The sequence below is a fragment of the Rhizobium sp. 05L419 genome (genome assembly GCF_056397845.1).
The window spans coordinates 1-14,546 of sequence record NZ_JBFTOF010000032.1 but is presented as its reverse complement, the minus strand read 5'-3'; the positions used below and the strand labels follow the sequence as shown (position 1 = coordinate 14,546).

At 61.5% G+C, this 14,546-nt stretch carries 14 protein-coding genes and 2 pseudogenes; 5 read left to right on the top strand and 11 right to left on the bottom strand.

Annotated features, from left to right (window positions below):
• Positions 1-13 precede the first annotated feature (13 nt).
• Positions 14-1,201: an HlyD family secretion protein gene (locus AC1DMK_RS27175; RefSeq protein ID WP_477863509.1), complete on the bottom strand. Its 1,188-nt coding sequence runs from the start codon at positions 1,199-1,201 to the stop codon at positions 14-16.
• Between the two features lie 141 nt (positions 1,202-1,342).
• Here AC1DMK_RS27175 and AC1DMK_RS27170 point away from each other — a divergent pair, with 141 nt between their 5' ends.
• Positions 1,343-2,245, top strand: coding sequence for a LysR family transcriptional regulator (locus AC1DMK_RS27170; RefSeq protein WP_037067918.1), 903 nt, complete (start codon positions 1,343-1,345; stop codon positions 2,243-2,245).
• A 60-nt stretch (positions 2,246-2,305) separates the two neighbouring features.
• Here AC1DMK_RS27170 and AC1DMK_RS27165 read toward each other — a convergent pair.
• The 4 genes and pseudogenes from AC1DMK_RS27165 to AC1DMK_RS27150 form a co-directional block, all read right to left on the bottom strand.
• Positions 2,306-2,646, bottom strand: a pseudogene (locus AC1DMK_RS27165) (hypothetical protein); the annotation flags it as partial.
• A 173-nt stretch (positions 2,647-2,819) separates the two neighbouring features.
• Positions 2,820-3,389, bottom strand: a complete 570-nt coding sequence (locus tag AC1DMK_RS27160; RefSeq protein ID WP_477863508.1) for an OmpA family protein — start codon at positions 3,387-3,389, stop codon at positions 2,820-2,822.
• 26 nt (positions 3,390-3,415) lie between these two features.
• Positions 3,416-3,841 carry a hypothetical protein gene (locus AC1DMK_RS27155; RefSeq protein ID WP_037067956.1) on the bottom strand — a complete coding sequence of 142 codons (426 nt, stop codon included), beginning with the start codon at positions 3,839-3,841 and terminating at the stop codon, positions 3,416-3,418.
• Positions 3,842-4,018: 177 nt separating this feature from the next.
• A complete protein-coding gene (locus AC1DMK_RS27150; protein WP_037067921.1) occupies positions 4,019-4,450 on the bottom strand; it encodes a GFA family protein in 432 nt (143 codons plus the stop codon).
• Between the two features lie 312 nt (positions 4,451-4,762).
• On the opposite strand from AC1DMK_RS27150, the gene AC1DMK_RS27145 reads away from it, so the two are divergent.
• Complete coding sequence (locus tag AC1DMK_RS27145; protein ID WP_477863507.1) at positions 4,763-5,779, top strand: Lnb N-terminal periplasmic domain-containing protein; 1,017 nt, start codon at positions 4,763-4,765, stop codon at positions 5,777-5,779.
• 330 nt (positions 5,780-6,109) lie between these two features.
• Entirely contained in the window at positions 6,110-6,883 is a 774-nt protein-coding gene (locus AC1DMK_RS27140; RefSeq protein WP_477863506.1) for a YbaY family lipoprotein, read from the top strand.
• Between the two features lie 24 nt (positions 6,884-6,907).
• Here the strand turns inward: AC1DMK_RS27140 and AC1DMK_RS27135 are convergent, their stop codons facing one another.
• Positions 6,908-7,570, bottom strand: coding sequence for a GNAT family N-acetyltransferase (locus AC1DMK_RS27135; protein WP_477863505.1), 663 nt, complete (start codon positions 7,568-7,570; stop codon positions 6,908-6,910).
• A gap of 158 nt (positions 7,571-7,728) precedes the next feature.
• Between AC1DMK_RS27135 and pdxR the strand changes: the two genes are divergently transcribed.
• The gene (gene pdxR / locus AC1DMK_RS27130) at positions 7,729-9,165 is read left to right on the top strand and encodes a MocR-like pyridoxine biosynthesis transcription factor PdxR (protein ID WP_477863504.1); all 1,437 of its coding nucleotides are present in this window, start codon (positions 7,729-7,731) and stop codon (positions 9,163-9,165) included.
• 9 nt (positions 9,166-9,174) lie between these two features.
• Here pdxR and AC1DMK_RS27125 read toward each other — a convergent pair whose 3' ends face one another.
• The 5 genes from AC1DMK_RS27125 to AC1DMK_RS27105 all read right to left on the bottom strand — a co-directional run bounded on the left by AC1DMK_RS27125 (position 9,175) and on the right by AC1DMK_RS27105 (position 14,154).
• Positions 9,175-10,383, bottom strand: coding sequence for an adenylate/guanylate cyclase domain-containing protein (locus tag AC1DMK_RS27125; RefSeq protein ID WP_037067932.1), 1,209 nt, complete (start codon positions 10,381-10,383; stop codon positions 9,175-9,177).
• Between the two features lie 163 nt (positions 10,384-10,546).
• Positions 10,547-11,413, bottom strand: a complete 867-nt coding sequence (locus tag AC1DMK_RS27120; RefSeq protein WP_037067935.1) for an HlyD family secretion protein — start codon at positions 11,411-11,413, stop codon at positions 10,547-10,549.
• Positions 11,410-11,619 (bottom strand): DUF1656 domain-containing protein, encoded by a 210-nt coding sequence (locus AC1DMK_RS27115; RefSeq protein ID WP_477863503.1) that lies wholly within the window; start codon positions 11,617-11,619, stop codon positions 11,410-11,412. Before AC1DMK_RS27115 ends, AC1DMK_RS27120 begins: the two co-directional genes overlap by 4 nt.
• Positions 11,616-13,709: an FUSC family protein gene (locus AC1DMK_RS27110; RefSeq protein ID WP_477863502.1), complete on the bottom strand. Its 2,094-nt coding sequence runs from the start codon at positions 13,707-13,709 to the stop codon at positions 11,616-11,618. Before AC1DMK_RS27110 ends, AC1DMK_RS27115 begins: the two co-directional genes overlap by 4 nt.
• On the bottom strand, positions 13,693-14,154 hold the full coding sequence (locus AC1DMK_RS27105; protein WP_477863542.1) for a MarR family winged helix-turn-helix transcriptional regulator: 462 nt from the start codon (positions 14,152-14,154) through the stop codon (positions 13,693-13,695). The genes AC1DMK_RS27110 and AC1DMK_RS27105 overlap by 17 nt, the downstream gene beginning before the upstream one ends.
• Positions 14,155-14,365: 211 nt before the next feature.
• On the opposite strand from AC1DMK_RS27105, the pseudogene AC1DMK_RS27100 reads away from it, so the two are divergent.
• A pseudogene (locus AC1DMK_RS27100) lies at positions 14,366-14,546 on the top strand (efflux transporter outer membrane subunit); the annotation flags it as partial.

Here is a 14,546-nt window from a genome sequence, read left to right as displayed (position 1 = left end):
AGAAACGGAAGGATTATCCTGCCTGACCGGATAATCCTTGATCCGCGGTTGCAGCGGCTTTCGTATCGATCTCAGGTTCGACCGACATGCCGGATCTCAGCAGGCCGCTCAGCGCCTCGTCGTCGATGACGATCTTCACCGGAATGCGCTGTACGATCTTGGTGAAGTTGCCGGTCGCATTGTCGGGCGGCAGGAGCGAGAATTCCAAACCGCTCGCCGGCGACAGGCTGTCGACGTGGCCCCGGATCGCGACATCCGGGAAGCTGTCGACCTTGATCTCGACATCCTGGCCCGGGCGAACGTTGGTGAGCTGCGTTTCCTTGAAGTTGGCGACGACGTAGACGGCATGCAGCGGCACGATCGCCATGAGCTGCGTTCCGGCGGTGACGAACTGGCCGACCCGGATCGAGCGCGCTCCGACGGTGCCGTCGATGGCCGCAACGATGTCGGTGTATGAAAGATTGAGCTCCGCCTGATGCGCAGCGGCAGCGGCGCGGTCGCGCTGAGCGACTGTCTGATCCCGCTGGGTCTGCAGGACCGGCACCTTGTTCTGTGCCGCCACAAGTGCGGCTTCGTCCCGCTCCACCGCTGCTGAGGCCTGGTCCTTGAGGGATTGGCTCTGCTCGGCGCGGGACTGCGTTCCAGCGCCACTGGTGATCAGCCTCGCGTTACGTGCCGCATCCGATTGTGCGAATGCAAGGGAAGCGCGCGATGCGTCGATCGAGGCCTTGGCCTGGCCGATGATCGATTGCTGCAGCTGCACCTGCGCGTCGATATTGGTGATAGCGGCCTCGGCAGCCTTCAGGTCCGCCCTGGCCTGCGACAGGGCAGCCTGGAAATCGCGGTCGTCGATCCTGGCAAGCACCTGTCCTGCCTTGACCGCGTCGTTGTCCTTGACCAGGACATCCTTGACGTAGCCCGCGACCTTTGGAGCGATCGTGGTATAGTCCGCCTTAACGTAGGCATCATCCGTGGACTCGATGAAGCGGCCGACCGTCCAGTAGTGATATCCGACGTTCGCGCCGTAGAGACCTCCGGCGAGAAGTGCCGCGGCGATGACGCCACGCTTGAACACGCTTCGGCTCGATGTCTTCGGCGCTTCGACAGCCGCCTCCAGGACCGGGGGTGTGTGGACCTCGGAGACCTTCGCGGTTTCGGGCTGTGCACTTTCGAATGCTTCCTTGCGGGGGAGCTCAACCATCGTACTTCTCCTGTAGTCCGCCCATGACTGTTTTAGGGCAACTGTGTCCATGGAGGCTAAGATGGTCTGCTAGGCTTCGTTTGATAATCCGCGTATATCAGTAAGGATCATAAGCTGAGAGCGGATAATCAGGAGGCATGCATGGATCGTCTGACAAGTCTTTCGGTCTTCGGGAAAGTCGTCGAGTGCGGTGGTTTTTCGGCCGCTGCTCGCCGTCTCAACATGTCCGTGACGATGGTCGCAACCCACGTCCAGTCACTAGAGGAGAGGCTGGGCGTCCGTCTGCTCAATCGAACGACGCGCAAGGTGAGCCTCACGGAGACCGGCAAGTTCTATTATGATCGCTCGTCCCATATCCTCGCTGAACTCGAGGAGGCCGACCGTGCGGCCGGCGCGCTGACCACCACCCCTCGTGGCACGCTCAAGATCTACTCGAGCACCGCCATCGTCCGATTTCTGCTTCCCGTCATCGACGAATATTTCGAGCTCTACCCTTCGGTCTCGCTGGATATGAACATCGGAGAGCGGATGATCGACATGATCGAGGACGGCTACGATCTTGCAATCCGCACGGTGCCCAGCCCCGATTCCAGCCTGATGGTGCGCAAACTGACGCCGTGGCGTCATCTGCTCGTCTGCGCGCCGGCCTACCTTGAGACGCGTGCCGAGCCAACGATTCCCGCCGATCTCGCAGGCCACAATTGCCTGCAGTATGGCTACTATCCCTATGGCAATGAATGGCACTTCGAAACCGCCTCCGGCGAGCGGGTAAGCGTCAGGATCGACGGCAGCGTCCTTTCCAACAGTGCGGAGACGCTACGTCACCTCGCGCTCAACGGTCGCGCGCTCTGGCTCGCGCCGAGTTTCGTCGTGTCCGAAGATCTCGCCGCGGGTCGCCTCGTCCAGCTGATGCCCGACTTCCGCGGTGTCGAGTTTGCGATCAACGCCATCTATCCCGATCGCACGCACCTGCCGACGAAGGTACGGCTTTTCATTGACCTGCTGGCCGAACGCTTCGCCGAACATCGCAAATGGATGACGTGACACGGCCGCGGGATCGGGCGACTGGCGTCAATGGATCGCCCTCGAATCGCCCCCGTCCGCTCAGTAGCAGCGCGGATACGGATAGTAGCCGCATGCGGGAGGCGGGTCATAGTAGGGCCGATCAGCGGCGACTGCGGCCGCGCCGATTACCGCCCCCGCTGCCACGCCAGCTCCATAGTAGGCGCCTGGATGAGCGTACCATCCGCCATGCCAGACCGGAGCGTGGACATACCCGACCCCACCAACCACACCGACGCGGCCGTAACCGCCGCGGGCTGCAAACCAGTCGATGAACAGCGATGCCGGGCCGTCGGTTCCCAAAAGATCGCCTTCGAGACAGCAACGTCGAAGGTCAGGTGTCCGCCCTCAAGCTTCGGCGTCTTCAAGGCGACCACGGCGTACCGGTTGTCTTCTGCGCGGGCGCTGAGATGGCGTCCTGCGCCAGGACCGGCGATGTCTACAGAAGGCCCGCGGCGACCGCGATCATGCACATGTCGGAGATTCCGATCATGCACATGTCGGAGATTCCAAGCATCATGCTTCCTCCAGGTTGGCGCTCAGGTGGTGGAGTTGGTTATTTGAGAAGCCCCAGATTGATCAGTTGAACCCGCCGGTTGTCGGCCGACTGGGGGTGGCCGGCATCGATCGGCCACTCTTCTCCGGCACCCACCGAGAAGAGCCGATCGGACGAAACCGCGAAGGTGGTCGAGAGCGCCTCGTTGATCGCGTCGGCCCGTTTCTGGCTGAGTTCGAGATTGTGCTTGGCCGTTCCTGTCGCGCTCGAGTGCCCGACGATGAGGAACTTGTACCGGAACAGGTCCGGATGATGCAGAGCGTCCGCGATCAGCCCGACGGTGCGGTAGGATTTGGGCTCGATGGCAGTCGAGTTGTTCTCGAAATCGATCTCGACGATCAACTGCGAGAGCTCCGACAGCTTGCTCCAGTTGGGCAGCGCTGCGACGCCCTTCCCGACATTGGTGTTGGCTTCCTCCACCAAGAGCGCGACATCGACCGCAGGCGCTGCTGACTTCACCTGCCCTAGTGTGCTCATGATCTGACTGTTGTCGAGTTGTTGGGCGGAAGCGATGCACGGAGCCAGAAGCAGGCCGAGTGCCACCGAAAAACCAAGGCTATGAACGATCATCTTGTTTCCCCTGTTTTCGGCCATGTTCAACGCCACCCGGCGTCAGTGATGGCCTGATTGCATGCCTTGTTGTCGACGCGCTTCGTCTCCACGAGGCAGGAGAGAATGTTGCCATCGCCCTTCACGCTGTTGCAGAATTGGGAGATGTCATGCTGGCAGACCTTAAACACCGACGCCTGCGCTTCCTGGCGCTGTGCGATCGACGTTATGACGCTGCCAAGCGTCGACGTACAGGCCGGCGAGACCTTGGATGCGTTCTTCTCGAGGCAAGCCTGGATACGGCCGTTTCCGAGATTGAGGCCATTGCAGAACTTCTTGATGTCGGAGCCACAGTCCTTGGCAAGGACAGTCACCGCATCCGCGTAGCTGATCGTATCTGCCCGACCGACGGCCGTTAAGGTGAGGAAAGCGGCCAACACTGCTCCTCCGAAGACGCCAAATGTCTTTGACATAATGTTCCCATCCTGAAGCGATTGATCTGAAAAGTTGATGGCCGACATGCGTCGCGCGTCGCGATCAGAAATGGAAGTATGTTACAGTAACTAACGTCCCGATCGCCGTATCCGGACCACGGCTACGGCCTCAGAAACGCCTTTACGTCGATGCAATCACCCGCTGGAGGGCGTGGTTCATTTCGCCGGGATGTATCGGAGGGTGCCCGCGAGCCGAGGGCCGGTAGAACCCTTGGTGTCCATGGGATGATTGATGCCGTCATTGACGGGCAGCTCCTCAAAGTCGAAGGGACTGATTCCCTCCAGACAAGCCGCATTGACGCCGTAGAAATCCGGGTTCGAGCGCGGCTTGTGGAACGTGTAGATGCCGCATTTCGAGCAAAAATAATGCTCTGCTGCGTTCGTGTTGAACTGATACTTGGTTAGCCACTCGCCTCCGGAGACGACAGTCACACCGTCCTTCGCAGCAGAGACGGCAACCGCGCCCTTCAGCTGGCAGTAGGAGCAGGTGCAGCGGCGGGCGGTATGAAGACCATCCTTCAATTTGACATTGAAGCGAACGGTTCTGCAGTGGCAGGCTCCGTCTAGGTGCTGAACGTCGAGATTCATTGGATGGTCCATCTGATTTGAGGCGCGATTGACACAGTTCATAGTGATTGGATGGCCGGTGCTCAAGGGTCTCCCACACCGCCGAGGAATGCCTCGTGGTCCAAATCGCCACATTCTCCGGGGAGCTGTCGCTGAGCGGTAGCCCGATCGGGCAAGCCGGCATCGTGATTGTTTGTCAACGCGTTCGCGATGCAGTTGCTGGCCCGGAACCCGTAAAATCGGGTAGGCTCTATGGCCTCTCCTCATGCAAGCAGCTACCTTCGCGCGATCTTACAGGCTGCCTGCTGYGACAACCAACAGACGGAGACGAGATTGCCGCGACTGATTTGGCTCATCCTGACCGCTGCACTGGCACTCGTCGTCACCTTGGCGGCGGCGTGGTCTTCGCTGGCAATTTGGTACCGCTTGCCTGTTCCGGAGTTCGCCAGAGGTTTTGCCGCCGGTCTGTTCGGCCTTTTCGGGCTGTGCGTGATCACGATGCTTTTCGGTCGTCGGCGTCGCTGGGCAATATTCGCATTCACGATCGCGTTCGTCGCGGTGTTGGCCTGGTGGTCGACGATCAAGCCCATCGGACAGGCCGACTGGGCTCCTGATGTCGCCCGCCAAGTCACGGGTGAAATCGACGGTGACATGCTGACCCTGACCAACGTCCGCGACTTCGAATGGCACGGCAAAGACGATTTTACGGAGCGATGGACGGCCCGTACCTACGACCTCGGCAAGCTGCGGACAATCGACCTGTTCATGTCATATTGGGCGGGACCGAAGATCGCACATGTCATCATGAGCTTCGGCTTCGAGGACGGCGAGCAACTCCCCTGGTCGATCGAAGTGCGTCGTCGGGCGGGTGGAGAGTTTTCGCCGCTCGCCGATCTGTTCAAGAGCAATCCGCTTGTGATCATCGCCGCGGATGAGCGCGACGTTGTCGGCGTTCGCTCAAACTTTCGCGGCGAAGACGTGCAGATCTACCGGCTCAAAGCGTCTCCGGCAGCCGTACAGCTCCTGCTGCGCCAGTACGTCGCCGATGCCAATGCGCTTGCCAAGACCCCGGCGTTTTACAACTCGATCACGACCAATTGCACGACAACCGTCGTAAGGATGATGCGCCTGGTTGGTGACACCGTGCCGCTCGACTGGCGGCTCATCGTCAACGGCTACCTCCCCGACTACGCCTATGATCGCGGTGCCCTGGATCCATCGGTTCCGTTGGCGCAACTCAGAGCCGTTTCCCATATCGACCAGCGGGCGCGAGACGATGGCTTGTCGCCGAATTTCTCAAAGGCAATCCGTGTCGGCGTGCCGTCTCCAGCCCTTCCACACGGACAGTAGGGCGGCCTGACATCGAACGAAAAAGGGGCTCGCAGCAGGTGACGGCGAACCCCTTTTTTAAGCAAAGTCAATGCACTGCCATGTCTTACATGCGTGCTGCACATATGCCCTTGCAGCACCATGAAGATGCGCCCTTTTAATTAAGCAACAGTTAATATGACAAAAATCCGTGTTTGCGCTGTATCATTGCGGCGAGCACGTTCTTCCACGCAACCGAACAGCGACCTCCCGTTACCACGAGATTGACAATATCGCTCGGTTCGATGAAGGCTTGGGGCACAGCCAGGCGTTGCCTGCGTGCACTCGGCCAGCATCCGGGAGGAGAGCGACATGGATATCCGCAACGTGTGTCAGGCGGTCCTGACTTTTGCCGCACTCTCAATCGTCGCCGCACCCACGCTCGTTGCCACGCCTGCCATGGCGCAACTGCGCACGCTGCAGGGCACGGTTTCCTATCGCGAGCGCATCGCCCTGCCCCCGTCGGCGAAGGTTGAGGTCAAGCTCGTCGATGTTTCCCGGGCAGACGCACCGGCAATAACGATAGCCCGCACCTCGATCAGGCCGAAGCATCAGGTGCCGATCCCCTATGAACTTCGCTTCGACAGTGCCCGCATCCAAGCCAGTCACCGCTATGGCCTGCAAGCGCGCGTCACCGTTCAGAACGAGTTGATGTTCACGACCACCGATCACCACGCGGTCTTTGGCGGCGGGAAGGACAATACCGACATCATCGTCCGCCGCGTTGCCTCAAAGCCGAAACCGGCAGAGGCCGGGCTCGAAGGCCACTGGTTGGCCGAAGACATCCGCGGCGGTGGCGTCATCGATCTGCTTCAGACCGTGCTGGAGCTCGCAAACGGTGGCACCGTCAGCGGTAGCGGCGGATGCAACCGCATCGTCGGCAAGGCGAACATCGCCGGCGACAAGATCACATTCGGCCCGATCGCAAGCACTCAAATGCTCTGCCCTCCTGCCGCCATGGATCAGGAGGCCAAGTTTCTTGCTGCACTGAAGGATGTGAAAGGCTGGCGCGTCGATCCCGCCAGAAGCAAGCTTCTGCTCCTTGATGTGGAAGGCAAGACGATCGTCGTCCTTGCACGCAAGTAGGGCGCTCTTGACCCCGTCCCGGGCTCAGTCGAACCTAAGCCTGGTCTTCTGCTGCCCGTCCTCGTCGAAATTGGCAGGCCGCAGCCACGCTTCGAAACCGGCCTTCAGGCGCGGCCAATCCGCGTCGATCATGGCAAACCATGCCGTATCGCGGTTCTTCCCTTTGGCGACCATGTGCTGCCGGAAGATCCCTTCGAACGTGAAGCCGAAACGCAAGGCGGCCTTCTTGGAGGGTTCGTTGAGATTGTTGCACTTCCATTCAAAGCGCCGATACCCCAGCGTGTCGAAGGCATGGCTGGCAAACAGGAAGAGTGCTTCGGTCGCAATGCGCGTACGCGCCATAGCAGGCCCCCACAAAATGTTGCCGATTTCGATCACTCCGTTTGCCGTATCGATGCGCATCAGAGCCTGGCGTCCCTCGGCAAGCCCGGTCGCCTTGTCGATCACCGCAAAAAACAGCGGATCCTGCGATGCGGCAGCCTTTTCCAGCCATGGCGAAAAGGCCTGCAGATCGGCGGGCGCCTCCTCGAACAGGTAGCGGAAACGGTCATCTGAACCGGGTTGCCGGGCCGAGGCTAAAAGATCGTTGCCGTGCCGCGCCGGGTCCAGCGGTTCAAGACGTGCATAGCGGCCGTCCATCGGCATGCGGTCCGGGCGCGCCACGCCCTTCCAGTCTGTGAGGTCCATCGAGAATCCTTGTCTGTGCATAATGTCGTCGCTGTGCAGAATATCACGTGGCAAAACAGTTCCTCGTGAACCGCTTTGCAGCCAGTCTGTTTTTCGCTTAAAGAGGTCTGGCGTAAACTTCCACTTTGATCATTCCCTGCAGACCACTTTGAAAGCCCATGTCTCTCACCTCCTCCGCGTGGCTGCCGATAGAACGAGCTGCTGGCGACCTCGAAGGTCAGGTTTACCGGGAGATGCGGGACCGCATTCTTTCTGGGCATATCGCCGCCGGTCAGCGCTTGCCGTCAACGCGGGCGCTCGCTGCATCGCTCGGCCTCGCACGCTCGACGATCGTGAACGCCTATGAGCGATTGAAGGCGGAAGGCTATCTCGAGGCGACCACCGGGTCGGCAAGCCGTGTCGCCTTGCTTTCCATGTCGCCTTTCGGGGTAAGTCATGCGCCTCCCCTGCCCCCGCCGGCGGCAGCGGCACCAACGGCCCATGAAATGCTGCTGGAACCCGGAGTGCCCGATCTATCCGATTTTCCGCATGCGGTCTGGGCACGCTACCTCGCCTCCCGGGCTCGCGCACTGCGCATCCACGACCTCGGTTATGGCGATGCCTGTGGCATTCTCGATCTCCGGGTGGCCATCGTCGAACATCTCTCCGCCACCCGCGGCGTGACAGCCCTGCCCGAGCAGGTGCTGGTCGTACCGTCGACACGGGTGGCAATCGATCTGCTAGCTTCCTTGAGACTGCGCGCCGAGGGCAGCGATATCGCCTGGGTGGAAGAACCCGGATATCCCGCCGCAAAATCCCTGCTGCGCGCCGCCGGTGCACGCCTCGTGCCGGTTCCCTGCGACGAAAGCGGCATCGACGTCAGCCAGGCCGAAGGTCCCTCGCCACGGCTGATATACGTGACCCCGTCCCACCAATACCCAACAGGCGCGACGATGACCCTTAAGCGTCGGCTTGCCTTGTTGGAAATGGCGCAGGCACGCGGCGCACTGGTGCTAGAGGACGATTACGACAGCGACTTTCAATATGGTTCGCGCCCGATTGCAGCACTGCAGGGCATAGACCGCCATGATGTCGTTGCCTATCTCGGCACCTTTTCGAAGATCCTGGCGCCTGGCCTGCGCGTCGCCTATGCCGTCGTCCCGTCCTGGTTGGTGGCGGACGCGTCGGCGGCGCTGCGCATGCGCGGGGCCGCCGTCTCGATCCATATCCAGGCAGCACTCGCCGATTTCATCCGCGACGGCCGTCTGCGGGTGCACCTGAGACAGATGAATGCGAAGTATGCGGAAAAAATGACGGCAACCATCCAGGCGCTGACGCACCACTGCGGCCACCTCCTCGAAGTTGGCAGCGGCTCCGGAGGCCTGCAGCTCGCGACCTGGTTCCACGACACCGCTGCTGAAGACGAGACGGTTGCCGCAGCTCTCCGTCTGCGTGGAATGGCGCCGCAATCCATGTCGCGCTTTCACCTCGGCGCTCCACGGCCCGGACTGCTGTTCGGGATCGCGCGCGTTGAACCTAGTGATATCGACAGTGTCGCGTCGAAACTCTCCCGGCTGCTTGACGAGCATTTTGCCGCCATCCCGGCACGGCGATGACGGTCGTCCCTATAGGCCCGGGATCAGCGTGAAGAGTTCCTGTGCGCGCTTGACCCCGCGCAGCGCGTGCTGGCCGATCGGCAACAGGTTGTCGAGCTGCGCCTGCGGAACGATTGCCGCGAAGCTTGCCGACATCAGCACCTTGCGCTGCAAAGACCGACAGAGCGACACGATGCGGCTGACCTCGTTCACCGCCGGCCCTATGACGGTGAAGTCGAGACGGTCCTTGCTGCCGATATTGCCGTAAAAGACGTCTCCCATGTGCAGGCCGAGATAGACGTCCGTGACGGGGCGTCCCTCGATACGGCGCTGTGCGTTCAGATCGGCCAAGCGCCTGTCGAGCATCGCGCGAGCCCTCAACGCCGCCGCGCAGGCCTCCGTTGGTTTCCTGCCCTTGAAGATGGCAAGCGTCCCGTCGCCCATCAGCTTCAGCACTTCACCGCCCGCCTCCTGAATGGAGGATATCACCGCGTCGGCGTAGTCGTTCAGCATCGGTATGATCTCTTCCGGATCGACGGTATCCGATATGTGCGTGAAATTGGCGAGATCGGAAAACCAGAGTGCCGCCGAAATACGATCGCTCCGCCCTCTGGTAATCTTGCCGTGCAGGACCTGCTTGGCCGCATCTTGGCCGAGGTAGACCTTGGCGATCGTTCCGGCCACGCCGCTGACGGTCACGCATTTTACGGCGAGCGCCAGGCAGGGAAGCAATTCGCGCAGCGCCACCAGATCGCTCTCGGCAAAGCCTTCCCCCGCCCGCGTTGCGAAGTGCGAGAAGAAGCAGTCGATCTCGCCGATCGTCCCCTCGTCGCCGAAGCGATGGGCCATGGCGATAAAGTCCGTGAAACCTGACGCCTTCAGCTCGTCCAGAAAATAGAAATCGACAGGATCGCCATGATGAAGGCGCCGCCGCACCTCGTTCGCGTCTTCGGTTTCCAGATAGTGGAAGGCGGAGCGGAGCCAGTTGTCCGCGAAATTGCCCGGTCCGGAGACGCCATATTCCGAAACGCGCTCGATATGTTGTCGGGCGTCCCAACGAAAAGCACGCCCCTCGTAGATCGGATGGAGCGTATCCATCACCGCGACGGACCGCTCGATCGGCATCCCATTGGCGCGGCACCGCTCGCAGAAACCGGAAAGCAGGTCTGCTTCCGACATGCCCTTCAGCCCGCTCTGCATCAGCCAAGCGGTGATTTCGATGACGTGGCGATCGTCCACGGCTGTCTCCTGGTCGCGGGGCGTCCGTTGTTGTTCGGGCCGGCCGGGTGCTACCTCAGGCCGAGCCACTGTTCACCGCTGGTCAAAGGGACGCCTGGACCGGTAAACTTCAGGAATAGGAAGATGGCCCTCGCGGACCGCCCACAATGTCGGTTGACGGTGGTCAGTTGATGATGGCCACGCTGGCTGTCCGCCCGGCGACCAATGCCGTCCCCTCCGGCAGGTCGTCGAGAGCCACCCGGACGGGTATGCGCTGCGCCAGCCGCACCCAGGTAAACGTCGGAGTGACGTTGGCGAGTTGAGCGCTGGTATCGCTGCGCTCGCGATCTTCGATACCCCCGGCGACACCGTCGACATGGCCCTTCAGCGGGGTCTTGCTGCCCATGAGATAGACCCGCGCTTCATCGCCGACCTTGATACGATCGAGCTTGTTTTCCTCGAAGTACCCGGAGATATAGTAGGAGTCGCTGTCGATCAGCGCGGTAACCGCGCTTCCGGCCGTGACGTAGTTGCCAGGGCGCATCGAGAAATTCGTCAGAACGCCGTTGACGGGCGCCCGCACCACGGAGCGATCGAGATTGAGCTGCGCCGTGTCTCGGCTGATGACGGCCTGATCGTAGGTCGCTTCGTCCTGATGCACGGTCGTCTCGGCCTGCTGGATCTTCTGACGGGTGACCGAGCTTTCTGCGAGCTTGCGATAAAGCTCAAGGTCGCTCTTGGCCATGTCGAGCGCGGCCTTGCTGCTCTCCATCTGGGTTTCGGCCTGGCGCAATGCGAGCGCGAACCGCGCCTGGTCGATGCGGAAGATGACGTCGCCCTTGCGAATCGTCTGGTTGTCCCTGGCTTCGACCTCGCTGACAATGCCGGACACATCGGAGGCAATGCGGACCACGTCGGCGCGAACCTTGCCGTCGCGCGTCCAGGGTTCGTCCATGTAGTAGTCCCAGAGATGCCAGCCGAGCACACCCGCCAGCGCCACGACGGCGCCGGTCAGCAGGAAGCGGCCGGAGTAAGCGAGAAGCGATTTCATAATGACACCTTGTTGAGAGACAGCGCGAGAGCGCCGAGCAGGCAGAAATACATGGCCGTATCGAAGAGCGGCCGGTGCCAGACGAGGCGGTAGAAGCCGGCGAAGGAAAGCACGCGCCGCAGGATTGCGCTGAGAATGAAGGCGACGACGGCAATGGCGGCGAGCGTCGGTATGAAGACACCGTAGAGATCGATTTCCGCTCTCATGCTGCGTTCTCCCTTGCTGGTTGAGCGCCGGCCTTGCCGCTGGCGGCCGGCAGCGCCGAGGCCGCATCTGGAAAGAGACTGTATCGGAGCGCGGTGACGGCCCGGCATGTGCCGTCAACCGCCGACGACCTGGTAAGGTCGACGAGCTGCTGCAGGGCATGATCGAGCGTCTTGAGGAGGCCGTCGTTTGGTTGGGCATCGCGCTTGCGCTGCTTGTCCTGATAATGATCGGCTACACCGGCAAGCACGTTGTCGATCGCATCGCGCTTGTCGCGGGCCAGCAACTGCCTGTGGCGCTGCAGCTCCATCGTGTTCAGCCCGTTGCGCAGATCGCGCAGGATATCGGTCTGGGCGATGGCAGATTCTGCCGGGATCATTGCAAGCCTTGGCGCCACCAGCCCGAACCGATCGACCATGCGGTAGAGCAACCGCGCAAAGTCCGGTCCGTCCCGCTTGCGCGCTACAGCCACGATATCGGCCCAGCCCGACCGAAGAACCCGGTAGGCGCTCCACTCGGCGCCGACCGAGCGGACCAGCGCCGTCGTGCCGCAGGCGACGATCATCCCCACGATCATGGCCATGTTCGAGTTCAGGAACGACGCCAAATCGAGGTTCAGCCGATCCTGCAAGGCAAGCATGTTCGGAAAGTTGACGCAAAAGCCCAGGCCGTAGAGCGCGAGCGACGGCCGGGTCATCATCAGCCCCGCGGGGATGAGAACCAGCCCAAGCGCGGCGGCCAGCGGCACATAGCCGTGGATCAGTGGCATCAAACCGAACTGAAAGATGAAGGCAGCGATCACCGTGACGATCGCGACGTTCAGGAATTTCAGCATCATCGGAGCAGGATCGTCCATCGTTGAAAAGATGCAGCAGAGCACGCCGGCCATCATCGCGGCGGCACTTCCCTGCGGCCAACCGGTAAAGATCCAGATCGCCGTCGCGATGAAGGTGGCGAGCATCACCGACAGCCCCGAGTGAACGGCCATGCCGTAGTCCTTGTGGATCGGCGCGCGGTCGAACAGCGTGCCGAAACGCTTCCAGCGCAGGTCATGGCGAGTACCGGTCTCGATATCCTGACTCAGGGCCAGACAGTCGCCCCAGATCTGCAAGAGGTCGCGAAGGCGAGCCGTGAAGTTATGAGCGAGAAGCCCTTTCCACTGGTCCTGCTCGCGGCCTTCCCGTTCTGCCCTCTCCATCAGTGACAGAAGCTCCAGCCTCTCGTCGTCGCCGTACGGCGCCTTGGATGCGAGCATGCCGGTCACTCTATCGATCAACTCATTGACCGCAGGCGTGAACGTGCCGTCCGTTGCCCTGCCAAATGCGTGCAGAACGTCGGCAAGACCCGAGACGATCGGCAGCATCGCGACCATCCTCTGCTGGAGGGTTCTTGTGCGGCCGACCATATCGCGAAGGCCCGACGTATCGTAGGCGACATGGGTGGTGAAACTGTGCAGATCGACCGCATCGGCAGCAAGCCTGCGGGCAGCTCCCTGGAGCGGAGCGTCCCGCCCCTTGCCATTCAGCGTTCCAATCGCGAGCTCCGCCCCGTCCTTCAGCCAGGCGTCGATGCGCGCAGCGAGGACGGGTCCGGCGTGGCGCGGAAAGGCCACGCGATTGACGACTGCGGCACAGATAATGCCGAGCGCAATCTCTTCCACCCGGGCCGTTGCATAGGTGAAGGCCGTGTCCGGGTTGGCAACGATCGGAAATCCGGTCAGCGCCGTCGTATAGCCGGCCAGCATGAACGAATAGCTGCGCGGCGTGCGGTCCAGCAGGCTGACGCCGAGGCAGAACGCCATCCAAAGTGCAATCGCCAGCGTCAGAAGCTCCGGCGAATTGACGAGGTTCGGGATCAGGATGACGGTAACGGCGCCGCCGAGCGCCGTGCCGATCAGCCGGTAGATCGCCTTCGACGTGCTCGCGCCCGACAAGGGGTGCGCCACGATATAGACGGTACCGACGGCCCAATAGGGATTGGTCAGATCGAAGCACAGCGCGATCAGGAGCGCCAGCATGGCTGCGGCGAAGGTCTTGATGGAAAAAACGACGTCCGCGACACTCGGGCCGATCGTATTACTGCTGCTCGTCATTGTCCTGTGTTCCGGCTAGGGCCGCGGTCTTCTCGGCGATCGCGCGCAGAACGGCCAGGGCTGCTTCGACCTGTTCCGGGTCGATATCGCCAAGGATCTGTTCTCGCAGCTCTGCCGCACAGCCTTCGGCGCGCTCGGCGACCGCTGTGCCCCCTTCGGTCAGTTGCACCAGCTTGATGCGTCGGTCCGCCTCATCGGGCACCCGGCAGATCAAGCCATCGTTCTCCAGACTGTCGAGCACACGAACGAGTGTCGGCCCTTCCACGCCGACCCGCTCGGCAAGCACATTCTGCGGGATCCGGTCGCCATGGCGCAGCAGCGCGATCAACGGCGCGGCGCTGGCATCGGAAAGCTTGTGCTCTGTCAAGACGGCGTTCAATGCCCGGCGCCATCCGCGCCCGCAAATCATCAGCAAGGGTGCGAACTCAGCCCAGGTCTTGTTCATTCTTTTCGTCATGAAATTAGATAACATCCTATCGATTAGAATTCAATGGTATTTCGCATGCGGCGCGGCCATGGGTTACCGAATTGCTTCAGACGCTCTCACGCTCCCCAAAATCTCGCGTTGAGGCACGTGGCACGGGTGTGAAAAATTAACCGTCATCGACAATGCTCACTTGGCGAATCACTCAGCGCCCGTTGTTGATGGAGACCCCATGCGCCGCCTTGCAGTCCTCGCCGCATTGTCCCTTCTCGCGGGCTGCGTGAGTGGTCCGGATCACGTCCCTCCGGAGATGCCGCTTCCGGCCAAGTTCAAAGAGGGCGGGACGAAAGGCGACGGCGACGTTTCGACGATTGCCTGGTGGACAGCCTATCGCGATCCGCGGCTGAACTCGC